Consider the following 12736-nt stretch of genomic DNA (forward strand, 5'->3'; position numbering starts at 1 on the left):
CGGCCGCGGCCGCGCCGCCGACGTGCGACGACCTCGACCCGACACCGCCTCGAATTTTCTCGGTTTCGTCTTCCGCCCGAGTCGCTCCCGGGTTTCTGTGGATTTCGCGGTTCAGCGGCGAGAAGTCGATAGTTCACCGGCGAGCCGGTCACGGACTCGCGGCGCGGGGTCCGCGGAGCACGGCCGGACGGGTCGCCGCCGCGGTCAGTTCGTCGGGCCGCCGTAGTCGGTGTAGCCGTCGGTGTCGAGGTAGTTGTGCGCGACCGAGATGGCGTGGTCGGCGTGGATGGCGTCGGGGCCGAGCCGGACGCGGCGGTCGGCGGCGTCCGCGAGCAGTTCCGCCTCGGCGTCGGTGAAGTCGCTGTGGTCCGAGAGCACGAACACCGGGTCCGTCGGCGGGTCGGCGTCGGCGACGGCGGCGCCGTCCTCGTGCAGCTGGACCACGGTTCCGGAGAGCGCGTCGAGCGTGTCGGCGAGCCCCATTCGGTACAGTTCGACGCCGGGGTTGACGTCGGCCGGCATGTGGCCGATGGCGTCCTCGCGCTGTTCGAGCGCCTCGCGGACCCGCGCCGCGGTGGAGCGCTCGTCGGGGTGGAGTCCGCGGGCTGTTTCGCCGTCGAACCGGACCGTGTACTCGTCGCCGAGCACGAGGTGGACGCGGGCGTCCTCGCGGATGCCGTGCGAGAGGAACAGGCCGGCGTTCACGCAGCGGCACAGCAGGTCGAGTCGCCCGGCGGCGCCGGGGAGGTCGTCGAGCGGGAAGTCGGGGGTCGTCGGCGCGTCGTGGCCGCAGACGACGAACTGTCTCATACCTCCCCTCGAACCCGGACGCCCCTGTTCGTTCCGGTTCACCAGCGGACAGTCCTGTCGATTGAGGGTCGTAACTGTACGGTTCTCCTGTGAGCTGGCAAACTATTGTGTATTCCGGGGGGAAAAGATGAAATCCCTGTCTCACCGAACGGCACCTTTATATACGGCAGGTTTCCATGTCAGGGTATCCCAGTATAGAGGGACACACCCATGACAAACGACGACGTCAAACGCGTTTTCGACCGCATGAACCGCCGCTCCTTCCTTGCAGGGGCGGGTGCAGCAGGCGCAACGGCCCTGGCTGGCTGTTCCAGCGGCGGCGACAGCACGCCGACGGACAGCTCCGGTGACGGTAACACCGATTCGACGCCGACCTCTCAGCCCGGGGCGTCCCCCAGCAACACGCTCAACCTCGCGCAGGTCAAGAGCCCCATCGAGTTCGACCCGATCATCCTGAACGACGTGCCGTCCGATCAGGTCGCGATCCAGATGTTCGAAGGCCTCTACACCTACGACTCTGGCACCGGCATCGTGCCGGAGCTCGCGACCGGTGAGCCGACCGTCTCCGAGGACGGCACCACCTACGAGGTGACGATGACGACGGACGCCACGTTCCACAACGGCGAGCCCGTCACTCCCGAGGACGTCAAGTACAGCTTCGAGGCGCCGGTCGCCGAGGACACCGAGAACGCCTCGACGTTCAACATGATCGACACCATCGAGATTTCAGGTGAGGACACGCTGACGTTCAACCTGAAATACCCGTACGGGCCGTTCATGAACACGCTCGCGGCGGGGCGCATCGTCCCGAAGGAGTACCGCGAGAACAACAAGAAGGCGTTCAACACGTCCGCGCCGATCGGCTCCGGCCCGTTCAAGTTCGACAGCTGGCAGGAGGGGAGCTACGTCGACCTGCTCCGGTACGAGGACTACTGGGGCGAGCCGATGGCGAACCTGGAGAAGATCCACTTCACGCCGGTCACCGAGGCGACGACGCGCGTCACGACGCTCCGGAACGGCGAGAACGACGTCATCGAGCAGATTCCGCCGAAGCTCTACTCGACGGTCCGCAACATCGAGGACGCGAGCATCGACGAAGTGCCCGGAATCGGCTACTTCTACCTCGCGTTCAACTGCAAGGAAGGCCCGACGTCGGACCCGAAGGTCCGCGAAGCCATCGACTACTGCGTCAACATGGACGAAGCGGTTTCGAACTACGTCGAGCCGACCGGGATTCGGCAGTACAGCCCGTTCCCGGCGTCTATCACGAAGGAGTGGGGCTTCCCCATCGACGAGTGGAAGCAGATTCCGCACGACAAGAACATCGAGGAGGCGAAGGCGCTGTTCGACGAGGCCGGCGTCCCGACGGACTACTCGTGGAAGATCATCGTGCCGCCGGACGACAAGCGCGAACAGATCGGTATCTCCGTGTCGAACGGCCTGAAGGAGGCCGGCTTCCGTAACGTCTCCGTCCAGCGGCTGGACTGGGGCGCGTTCCTCGAGAAGTACGTCACCGGCAACGAGGAGGACTACAACATGTACACGCTCGGCTGGTCCGGCACGCCGGACCCGGACGCGTTCACCTACTACATGTTCGGCCGGACGAAGGACACGCTCGGCGTCACCAACGGCTCCTACTACGGCGCCAACAGCGAGCGCGGCAAGCAGGCTGCCAAGAAGATCGTGCAGGCCCGTGAGTCCGCCGACCGCGCGGAGCGGAAGCAGCTGTACACCGAGGCGGTGACGACCATCCTCGAAGACCGCGCGCACCTCCCGGCGTACAACCTCAAGAACAGCTTCGGCGTGAAGAACTACGTCAACGACTTCGCGTCGCACCCCGTGGACTCGTTCCACATCACGACCGGGCACAACAACGTGTCGGTCGACAAGTAACGCGCACGGCCCGCACGGGCCGCTTTCCGTTCACTTATACCGAAGTCGGTGTTACGACCGCAACGAGAACACACCTAGACAATGGGACGCGCACAGTACACGATTCGACGCATACTCCAGGCGGTACCGGTGCTCATCGGCGTCGCCGCCATCACGTACTTCCTGATGGAAGCGATGCCTGGTGACCCGGTGAGCATCATGCTCGGGCCGTCGCCGAGCGCATCGCAAGCCGCCGCCATCCGCGCCAAGTACGGGCTCGACAAGCCGGTGTGGGTGCGGTTCCTGAACTACCTCATCGACGCAGTGCAGCTCGACCTGGGTCGCAGCCTCTACTACAAGGTCCCCGTGACCCAGAAGATCGCCGAACGGCTCCCCGTCACGCTGCTGCTGCTGGCGTCGAGCTTCGGGTTCGCCATCGTCACGTCGATCCCGCTCGGCATCATCTCGGCGAAGCGCCGCAACAAGCCGACCGACCACGTCGCGCGCGTCGTCGCGCTGCTCGGCGTGTCCACGCCGTCGTTCTGGATCGGCCTGATGCTCATCATCATCTTCTCGTACCGGCTCGGCGTGCTGCCGGCGACGAACCTCGTGATGCCGTGGGCACCGGTCGCCTCCGTCGAGGGCGCCACCGGCCGCATCGACGTACTCATCAAAACCGCACAGCACCTGCTGTTGCCGACGCTGTCGCTCGGCACGCTGCAGATGGCGGCGCTCACCCGCATCGAGCGCTCGTCGATGCTGGAGGTGCTCGGCGAGGAGTACGTGAAGCTGGCACGGGCGTACGGCGTCAAAGAGACCACCATCCTCCGGAAACACGCGTTCCGGAACGCACAGCTCCCGCTGATCACGCTGCTCGGGCTGCAGCTCACGAGCGCCATCGGCGGCGCGGTGCTGACCGAGACCGTCTTCTCCATCAACGGGATGGGGCGGCTCATCATTACCGCGATCAACAACCAGGACTTCGCGCTGGTCGTCGGGACGACGCTGGTGTTCGGCCTCGTGTTCGTGGTCGGTGTCATCGTCACCGACCTCTCGTACGCGTACGTCGACCCGCGAGTCACGTTCGACGAGGCAGAGTAACACATGGCTACGACAACCAACACGGACGACCACGACGACGCCGCCGACGAGCAGCCCGAGGCGCGCGTCGGGTGGCGCTACACGCTGACGCAGGTGCGGCGCGACCCGACGGCGCTCGCCGGGCTCGCAATCATCGGCGTCGCCATCGTCGTCGCCGTCATCGCGTTCATCGACGGCATCCTCTTCGAGTTCCTCGCACAGTACGCCTTCTTCGCGAACCTCGGCATCGAGCAGTACGCCATCGCGAAGGCGGTGTGGGTGAGCCCAATCGCCGAAACCGGCGCGCCCATCCTGCGGCCGCCGATGTTCGTCACGAACCAGCTGTACCCGAACGACCCGGGGACGTTCGCCCACCCGCTCGGCACCGACCACCGCGGCCGCGACGTGCTCGTCCGGCTGTTTTACGGCACCCGAATCGCCATCACGGTCGGCGTCGTCTCCACCGGCGTCGCGCTGCTCGCAGGGATGCTCATCGGGTCTATCGCCGGCTACTACGGCGGCCTGCTCGACGACGCGCTGATGCGCGGCGTCGAGACGCTGTACGCCATCCCGTTCCTCGTGCTCGTCATCGTGTTCATGGTGGCGTTCGGCCGCAACCTGACGTTCGCGATGATCGGCGTCGGCGTCGCCAACATCCCGACGTTCGCGCGGCTCATCCGGTCGCGCGTGCTGTCCGTCCGCGAGGAGGACTACGTCGAGGCGGCGCGCGCCGCCGGCGTCCGCGACCGCAACATCATCATGCGGCACGTCATCCCGAACAGTTTCGCACCGGTGCTGGTGCAGGCGACGCTGCAGGTCGGCGTCTCCATCCTCATCGTCGCCGGCCTGTCGTTCCTGGGCTACGGTGCGCAGCCGCCGACGCCGTCGTGGGGGCAGATGCTGTCGAACTCCCGTGACTACATGCTGCCGAACCCGTGGTTCAGTATCTGGCCCGGCCTCGCCATCCTGGTGACCGTGGTCGGATTCAACCTCCTCGGTGACGGCCTCAGAGACGCACTCGACCCCCGCATCAACAACTGATGAGTACCGAAGAACCACTCCTGAAAGTCGAGAACCTGAAGACGCAGTTCTTCACCGAGGAAGGCACCGTCCGCGCCGTCGACGGCGTGAGCTTCGAAGTGAACGAAGGCGAACTCGTCGGGCTCGTCGGCGAGTCCGGCGCCGGCAAGTCCGTCGCCGCTCAGTCCATCATGCGGCTCGTCGAAGAGCCCGGCCAGATCGTCGACGGCACGGTGACGTTCAAGGGCCGGAAGCTCGTCGACATCGAGGAGACGCCGGACGGGAAACTGGAGCCGTCCGACGAGATGCTGACCCAGCGGGAGATGCGGCAGGACATCCGCGGCAAGGAGATCGCCATCATCTTCCAGGACCCGATGGAGTCGCTGAACCCGGTGTTCAAGGTCGGCAATCAGCTCCGCGAGTTCATCGAACTGAACCGGGACGTCACGACGGCGGATGCGCGCGAAATCGCCGTCGACATGCTGCGCGAAGTCGGCATCCCGGAGCCGGAGGTCCGGTACGACGAGTACCCCCACCAGTTCTCCGGCGGGATGCGCCAGCGCGTCCTCATCGCTATGGCGCTCGCCTGCGAGCCGAGCCTCATCATCGCCGACGAGCCGACGACGGCGCTCGACGTCACCGTCGAGGGCCAGATTCTGGACCTCGTCGACGACCTCCAGGACAAGTACGACACGTCGTTCATCTGGGTCACCCACGACATGGGCGTCGTCGCCGAAATCTGCGACCGCGTCAACGTCATGTACCTGGGCGAGGTCATCGAGCAGGCCGACGTCGACGACCTGTTTTACGACACGAAACACCCGTACACGGAGGCGTTGCTCCGGTCGATTCCGCGCCCCGACCAGACGGTCGAGGAGCTCGACCCGATCACGGGCGTGATGCCGGAGGCCATCAATCCGCCGAGCGGCTGCCGGTTCCACACGCGGTGCCCGGAGGCCCGCGAGATGTGCCGCGAGGTGCATCCGGCGTACGGCGACGTGAGCGACGAGGACGCCGAGCCGCACCGCGTCTCCTGCATCAAGTTCGAGGACGTCGGCTACGACGACAGCGAGCCGCTCGAAACCGAGGCGACCGGCGCGTTCGCCGGCGGGCTGACCGAGATGCGCGCCGGCGGAGACGGAGGTGAGACCGATGAGTGAGACACACGAGGACCGCGAACCGCTCGTCAGAATCGAGAACCTCACGAAGCACTTCAGCCAGTCGAGCGGCCTGCTCGACGCGCTGTGGCCGAAGTCGCCGGTGAAAGCCGTCGACGGCGTCACCTTCGACATCATGGAGGGCGAGACGCTGGGGCTGGTCGGCGAGTCGGGCTGCGGGAAGTCGACGCTCGCGCGGACCGTGCTCCGGCTGGTCGACCCGACCGACGGCGCCGTCTACGTGAACGGCGAGAACCTCGCGGAGCTGTCCGGCTCTGACCTCCGCGAGCAGCGCCGGAACATGCAGATGATCTTCCAGGACCCGCAGTCGAGCCTGGACCCGCGGATGAAAGTCGGCCCCATCGTCGAGGAGCCGATGAAGGCGCACGGGCTGTACGAGGGCGAACGCGAGGAGCGCGCCCGCGACCTGCTCGAGAAGGTCGGGCTCGACCCGCAGCACTACAACCGCTACCCGCACCAGTTCAGCGGCGGGCAGCGCCAGCGCATCAACCTCGCGCGGGCGCTCGCGGTCAACCCGGACTTCATCGTCTGTGACGAGCCGGTGTCGGCGCTCGACGTGTCGATTCAGGCGCAGGTGCTGAACACGATGCAGGACCTCCAAGAGGAGTTCGGGCTGACGTACCTGTTCATCGCGCACGACCTCTCCGTGATTCGGCACATCGCCGACCGCGTCGCCGTGATGTACCTCGGCAACGTCGTCGAACTCGCGGAGACGGAGGAGCTGTACGAGAATCCGCAGCACCCGTACACGGAGGCGCTGCTCGACTCGATTCCGGTGCCGGATCCGCGGTCGACCGGGACGCGCGGCGTCCTCGAAGGCGACGTCCCGTCGCCCATCGAGCCGCCGAGCGGCTGCCGGTTCCGGACGCGCTGCCCGGAGCTCATCCAGCCCGACCAGTACGGCATGAGCGACGACGAGTGGGCGGCGGTCCGCGAGTTCACCCGCGCCGTGAAGCGCCGGACGTTCGAGGCCGAGGGCCGCGACGACGTCGACGAGGCGTTCTTCCCGGACGGCTACCCGGACGGCGACGCTGGCAGCGTCGTCGCCGACGCGGTCGACGACGTGCTCGCGGGCGACTGGGAGGACGCTTCGGACCTGCTGCAGGAGTCGTTCGCAGAGCAGAGCATCTGTGCGGAGGAGACGCCGGCGTACACCGTCGACTCGGAGTTCGGGACCGCCGAACACCGCGCCGCCTGCCACCTCCACCGCGACGAACACGGCGCCGTGAACCTCGGCGACGGCGTCGGCGCGGACTCCGACTCCGCGCCCGCCGACGACTGACGCGCCGAATCTCCGCCGAACCAACCCTTTTCGTGCCGGGCCGCTGCGCACCGGTATGACCGTTCTCTGCACCGGATACGAGCCGTTCGGCGACCACGAAACGAACCCGTCGGGCGCGGTCGCCCGCGAACTCGACGGCGCGACGGTTTCGGGCCACGACGTCGTCGGCGACGTCCTGCCGGTCGTTCTCGGTGACGCCGGCGGCCGGGTCCGGGCGCTCGTCGACGAACACGACCCGTCCGCGGTCGTCGCGACGGGCCTCGCCGCGGGCCGCTCGGCGGTGTCCGTCGAGCGCGTCGCGGTCAACGTCGCGGACACGGCGGGAACGCCGGACAACGACGGCAACGACCCGGTCGACGACCGAATCGACCCGGACGGCCGCGACGGCTACCTCGCCACGCTGCCCGTGCGCCGAACCGTCGAGGCGTGCCTCGACGCCGGCGTCCCGGCGCGCGTCTCCAACACCGCCGGGACGCACCTCTGTAACGACGTGCTGTACGAGACGCTGGCCGCGCTGGACGGCACCGGCGTCCCTGCCGGGTTCGTTCACCTGCCGGCGACGCCCGAACAGGCGGCGAGAAAAGCGGGCGACGACGCCGCGGCCCGCGGCGGAAGCGTCACGCCGAGCCTCCCGCTGGACCTGCAGACCGGCGCCGTCCGAATCGCCTTCGAAACCGCGCTCGACGCCTGAGTCGCTACGCCGACTCCTCCGGCCGCGCGGCGTCTCCGCCGTCGGCGTCGTCCACGGCGTCGTCGACGTTGCCGCCGGCGTCGTCAACGCTGCCGTCGACGTTGCCGCCGTCAGCGACCGCGGCCGCGTCCGCTCCGCCGCCCTCGTCGGTCGACGCGACGGTCCGCTCTCCGTCGAGCGCGTCGCGGCCGGCGGCGGTGGTCCGGTAGATGCTCTCGCCGCTGACGGCTTCGAGGTAGCCGAGCGCGGTGAGCGACTCGATTCGGCGCTCGACGAGCGGGACGTGCAGGCCGGTGTTCCCGGCGACGAGCGCGGGGTAGTCCGGGCCGTCGGCGGCCAGGTAGGCGAGGACGCGGCGGTCGGCGTCGGTGAGCGCGGCTGAAGGCGGCATAGTGTGGTACTAGTTGGCACGGAACAAAACGTTGGCGGCGGGTCGCCGCCTGGCCGCGGCGCCGCCACTCGTCCGCCGCCCGCCCCGCGGCGACGCCGCGTTTCTGCCGCGTCCCGCGGTGGCTGCCGGAAGTAGGCGCCCTGCTCCGCCGGGACCCGGACACTCAAGAGCGACGCGGCGGACGCACATCGCATGCGACTACCCTCCGCGGTCGTCGGGGACGCACAGACGAGCGGGTTCGCCTGGCGGACGCTCACCGAACTGGTCGACGTCGGGAACCGGATGGCGGGCCAGGAGGGCGAACGGCGCGGCGCAACCGTCGTCCGCGACGCCTTCGACGACGCCGGCTGCCGCGACCCGCACGTCGAGGAGTTCGAGATTCCGGGGTGGTGGCGCGGCTCCTCGTCGCTCGAAGTCCACGAGCCGCACCGCCGCGTCCACGACGGCCAGCAGGACGTCCTGGCGCTGCCGGGCTGCACCGCCGGCGAGGCGACCGGCCGCGTCGTCGACGTCGGCGACGGCACCGAAGCCGAGTTCGACGCCGCCGGCGACCTCGACGGCGCCGTCGTGCTCGCGTCCTCCGACACCCCGGAGTCGGCGGACCGCTGGATTCACCGCATGGAGAAGTACGTCAACGCCGCCGCGCGCGGCGCCGACGCCTTCGTCTTCCGGAACCACCTCGACGGGTCGCTGCCGCCGACCGGCGAAGTCGGCTACCACGAACGCCCCGGCGACATCCCCGCGGTCGGCGTCTCCTGCGAGGTCGGCAAGCGGCTCGCCCGGTACGCCGACGCCGGCTGTGAAGTCACGGTCTCCGTCGACTGCCGGAACGAGCCGACGACCTCGCGGAACGTCGTCGCCGACGTCGGCCCGGACACCGACGAGGCGGTGCTGCTCACCGCGCACGTCGACGCCCACGACGTCAGCGAAGGCGCCAACGACAACGGCGCCGGCTCCGCCATCGTCGCCGAGGTCGGCCGACTGCTCACCGACGTCGACCTCGACACCCGCGTCCGGCTCATCACGTTCGGCTCCGAGGAAATCGGGCTGTGGGGCGCCTACCACGCCGCCGACGCGCTCGACCTCGACGACGTGCGCTGCGTCGTCAACCTCGACGGCGCCGGCTCCTCGCGCAGCCTCCGCGTCCACACGAACGGCTTCGACAGCGTGAAGCGCGTATTCGCCGGCGTCACCGCCGACTTCGACGCGCCGCTCGTCACCGACGACACCATCTCGCCGCACGGCGACCAGTGGGCGTTCGTCCAGGAGGGCGTCCCGGCGGTGATGGCGTCCACCGTCTCCGAGCAGTCCGGCCGCGGCTGGGGACACACCCACGCCGACACGCTCGACAAACTCGACTCCCGCGACCTCCGCGACGTCGCCACGCTCGTCGCCGAAGCCGTCGCCCGCCTCGCCGCCGACGACGCCGACACGCCCCACCGCAGCCGCGAAGCGATGCGCGACGCCATCGACCCCGGCTACGAACAGGAACTCAAACTCGGCGGCCGCTGGCCGTACGACGACCTGGAGTAGCCGCCTTCCGAGCGACGGCCCGCTGCCCCGCGTTCGGGTCGATGCTCCTTCGTTCGGATCGCTCGCCCGGCTCCGCGTCCGGCGTCGCTCTCCCGCACCTCCATACCATCAGGATTGTTTATCACGTACGAATCTATATTTAACTCCGCACATATGGCGTAGTTGGCTCATGAACTGTACGATACCTGGCTCACGAACAACTATTCCTGGCGTCTGTCCGATTCACGATTCGAGGGCCGGCGAGGGGGGCCGTGAGTAGGCCGAGCTGGGTCATCGAGGCCGTCGCGCGCCGCGTCGGCGCCGACGAAGTCGTCATTCCGGAGGTCGTGAGCGCCGAACAGGTGTCCGCCGACATCTGACACGGCGCGAAGTCGGCCGCACCCGCCGTCTTCGGTGGTGACTTTACGGCTGCCGCCCGTACGCGGAGCCATGACCGAACCCGACCTCGACGAGTTCTCGTCGCGCCGCTCGACCGTCTACGGGCAGCGCGGCGTCGTCGCCACGAGCCAGCCGCTCGCCTCACAGGCCGGCATCTCGGTGCTGGAGGACGGCGGAAACGCCTTCGACGCCGCCGTCGCGACCGCCGCGGCGCTGAACGTCGTCGAGCCGACGTCGACCGGGCTGGGCGGCGACGTGTTCGCGCTGTACCGCACCGCCGACGGCGAGGTCGGCGCGATGCGGTCGTGCGGCCCCGCGCCGCAGGACGCCACCATCGAGAACGTCCGGGACGCCGTCGCCGACGAGCAGGGCGTCGACCCGAGCGACGCGGAGATGCCGGACACCGGCGCGCACGCCGTCACGGTCCCAGGCACCGCCCGCGGCTGGGAGACGACCGCGAAGACCTTCGGCGAGAAGTCGCTGTCGGAGCTGCTCCGCCCGGCGATTCGGTACGCCCGCGACGGCTACCCGGTGTCCGAGGTCGTCTCCGCGCAGTGGCAGCACGGCGAGGAGCTGTTCGAGGACGACAACGCCCGCGAGGCGTTCCTGTTCGACGGCGAGGCGCCGTCGACCGGCCAGACCGTGACGCTGCCGCGGCTCGCGGACACGATGGAGCGCATCGCCGAGGAGGGCGCGGACGTCGTCTACGAGGGCGACGTCGCCGAACAGATCGCCGACGAGGTGCAGCGGCACGGCGGCTTCCTCACCGTCGACGACCTCGCGTCGTTCGAACCGGAGTTCCTCGACCCGGTGTCGACGACGTACAACGGCGCCGAGGTGTACGAACTCCCGCCGAACAACCAGGGGCTCATCGCGCTCGAAGCGCTCAACATCGCCGAGGAGGTCGGCGCCGGCGACTACGACCTGGACTCGCCCGAGCGCGTCCACTACTTCGCGGAGGCGATGAAGCTCGCGTTCCACGACGGCCACCGCTACATCACCGACCCCGAGTTCGAAGACCACCCGCCGCTCGGCAGCAAGCGGTGGGCGAAGCGGCGCGCCGAGCAGGTCGGCGACACCGCAAACCACGACGTCTCCTTCGGCGTCCCCGACGCGAACGCCGAGGACGCCGACACGGTGCTGCTGTGCGTCGCCGACGACGAGGGGAACGTCGTCTCGTACATCAACTCCCGGTTCGCCGGTTTCGGCTCCGGGCTGGTCGCCGGCGACACCGGCATCGCGCTGCAGAACCGCGGCTCCAGCTTCTCGCTCGACCCGGAGCACCCGAACTCGCTGGCGCCCGGCAAGCGCCCGTTCCACACGCTCATCCCGGCGCTCGCGGACTTCGCGCCCGACGACGACGAGCGGGACGACTGGGCGGCGTTCGGCGTCATGGGCGGCTACATGCAGCCGCAGGGGCACCTGCAGGTGATTTCGAACGTCGTCGACTACGACCTGCCGCTGCAGGCGGCGCTCGACCGGCCGCGGTGGCGCTACCGCGAAGACGGCGCGCTCGCGCTCGAACCGCACTTCGACTCGCACGCCGCGGCGAAACTCGTCCGGAAAGGCCACGACGTGGAGACGCTGCCGGCGGCGCTGTTCGGCGGCGCGCAGATCGTCAGAAACGAGGACGGCACGCTGTCCGGGGCGACCGAGCCGCGGAAGGACGGCAACGCGCAGGGCTACTGAGCCGGCGGCGCCGCCGAGGACCTAGTTTTCGGTCTGTTCGTCGGGGACGCCGCCGCGTTCGACGTCGCCGAGGTCGGGGTCGAACAGCGCTTCGACGGGGCAGTCGAAGTACGCCGCCAGCTTGAACGCCAGTTCGAGCGACGGGTCGTACCGCTCCCGCTCGATGGCGTTGATAGTCTGTCTCGTGACGTCGACGGCGGCGGCGAGGTCCGCCTGGCTCAGGCCGGCCTCGTCGCGCCGCTCGCGGAGGTCGTTGTTCATGGCCGGTGGCGGAGCCAGAGGTAGACGGCGCCGAACAGCAGCCCCTGCAGCGACACCGTGTACAGCGCGCCCTCGAACACCGGCGAAAGCGCGTACAGCCCGATTTCGTCGGCGACGACCAGCCCGGGCCCGGCGAATATCATGACGAGCGCGGAGGCGGTGAGCGTCGCGGTGCTGGCGCGCCGCTCCAGTTGCGTGTCGCGCTCGTCGAAGACGGTGACGGGCGACAGGAAACAGAGTGCGAGGAACGCGATGAAGCCGAGCCAGTAGACGCCGACGCCGACCACCGGGTAGCCGGCGGACGACCCGGCGACGAAGCCGAGCGTGCCGACGCCGACGCTGCCGTACATCAGCCGGCGGTACCGCCGGCGCCTGGAGGGCCGATTCGTCGCGGAGTGTTCAGTCGAGTTCATGGTATGGACGTAAAGCCCCCGTTCCGTAAAGAGCACTTTACAGGAAAGTATACTTTACACTCACACTTAGTTCTACCGCAGGGAGCGCCTCGGACCGTCCCTCGTGCCGCTCCCGGCGCAAGCGACAGATGAATGGCG

The 12736-nt window shown here is 68.7% G+C and carries 12 protein-coding genes; 8 read left to right on the forward strand and 4 right to left on the reverse strand.

All coding sequences use genetic code 11. From position 1 onward, the window contains the following. Window positions 1-204: 204 nt before the first annotated feature. The gene (trmY, locus tag ACQUS7_RS06835; protein WP_435145827.1) at window positions 205-810 is read right to left on the reverse strand and encodes a tRNA (pseudouridine(54)-N(1))-methyltransferase TrmY; all 606 of its coding nucleotides are present in this window, start codon (window positions 808-810) and stop codon (window positions 205-207) included. A 246-nt stretch (window positions 811-1056) separates the two neighbouring features. On the opposite strand from trmY, the gene ACQUS7_RS06840 reads away from it, so the two are divergent. The 6 genes from ACQUS7_RS06840 to ACQUS7_RS06865 all read left to right on the forward strand — a co-directional run bounded on the left by ACQUS7_RS06840 (window position 1057) and on the right by ACQUS7_RS06865 (window position 7933). Continuing rightward, on the forward strand, window positions 1057-2703 hold the full coding sequence (locus ACQUS7_RS06840) for an ABC transporter substrate-binding protein (protein ID WP_435145829.1): 1647 nt from the start codon (window positions 1057-1059) through the stop codon (window positions 2701-2703). Between the two features lie 81 nt (window positions 2704-2784). Further along, the gene (locus ACQUS7_RS06845; RefSeq protein WP_435124330.1) at window positions 2785-3783 is read left to right on the forward strand and encodes an ABC transporter permease; all 999 of its coding nucleotides are present in this window, start codon (window positions 2785-2787) and stop codon (window positions 3781-3783) included. Between the two features lie 3 nt (window positions 3784-3786). Next, window positions 3787-4803, forward strand: a complete 1017-nt coding sequence (locus ACQUS7_RS06850) for an ABC transporter permease (RefSeq protein WP_435124331.1) — start codon at window positions 3787-3789, stop codon at window positions 4801-4803. Further along, window positions 4803-5942 (forward strand): ABC transporter ATP-binding protein, encoded by a 1140-nt coding sequence (locus ACQUS7_RS06855; protein ID WP_435124332.1) that lies wholly within the window; start codon window positions 4803-4805, stop codon window positions 5940-5942. The genes ACQUS7_RS06850 and ACQUS7_RS06855 overlap by 1 nt, the downstream gene beginning before the upstream one ends. Next, window positions 5935-7242: an ABC transporter ATP-binding protein gene (locus tag ACQUS7_RS06860; protein WP_435145832.1), complete on the forward strand. Its 1308-nt coding sequence runs from the start codon at window positions 5935-5937 to the stop codon at window positions 7240-7242. The genes ACQUS7_RS06855 and ACQUS7_RS06860 overlap by 8 nt, the downstream gene beginning before the upstream one ends. Window positions 7243-7297: 55 nt before the next feature. Next, window positions 7298-7933: a peptidase gene (locus ACQUS7_RS06865; RefSeq protein WP_435145834.1), complete on the forward strand. Its 636-nt coding sequence runs from the start codon at window positions 7298-7300 to the stop codon at window positions 7931-7933. Between the two features lie 4 nt (window positions 7934-7937). On the opposite strand, the gene ACQUS7_RS06870 is transcribed toward ACQUS7_RS06865, so the two are convergent. Beyond that, window positions 7938-8324, reverse strand: coding sequence for a hypothetical protein (locus ACQUS7_RS06870; RefSeq protein ID WP_435145836.1), 387 nt, complete (start codon window positions 8322-8324; stop codon window positions 7938-7940). A gap of 192 nt (window positions 8325-8516) precedes the next feature. Here ACQUS7_RS06870 and ACQUS7_RS06875 point away from each other — a divergent pair, with 192 nt between their 5' ends. Then, entirely contained in the window at window positions 8517-9857 is a 1341-nt protein-coding gene (locus ACQUS7_RS06875; protein WP_435145838.1) for a M28 family peptidase, read from the forward strand. 429 nt (window positions 9858-10286) lie between these two features. Next, window positions 10287-11924 carry a gamma-glutamyltransferase gene (gene ggt, locus ACQUS7_RS06880; protein ID WP_435145840.1) on the forward strand — a complete coding sequence of 546 codons (1638 nt, stop codon included), beginning with the start codon at window positions 10287-10289 and terminating at the stop codon, window positions 11922-11924. Between the two features lie 21 nt (window positions 11925-11945). Here ggt and ACQUS7_RS06885 read toward each other — a convergent pair whose 3' ends face one another. Both ACQUS7_RS06885 and ACQUS7_RS06890 read right to left on the reverse strand, forming a co-directional pair. Continuing rightward, the gene (locus tag ACQUS7_RS06885; protein ID WP_435145842.1) at window positions 11946-12185 is read right to left on the reverse strand and encodes a helix-turn-helix transcriptional regulator; all 240 of its coding nucleotides are present in this window, start codon (window positions 12183-12185) and stop codon (window positions 11946-11948) included. Then, window positions 12182-12598, reverse strand: a complete 417-nt coding sequence (locus ACQUS7_RS06890) for a hypothetical protein (RefSeq protein ID WP_435124343.1) — start codon at window positions 12596-12598, stop codon at window positions 12182-12184. Before ACQUS7_RS06890 ends, ACQUS7_RS06885 begins: the two co-directional genes overlap by 4 nt. Between the last annotated feature and the right edge of the window lie 138 nt (window positions 12599-12736).

Source organism: Halobaculum sp. P14 (genome assembly GCF_051195155.1).
Lineage (GTDB): Archaea > Halobacteriota > Halobacteria > Halobacteriales > Haloferacaceae > JBNTKA01.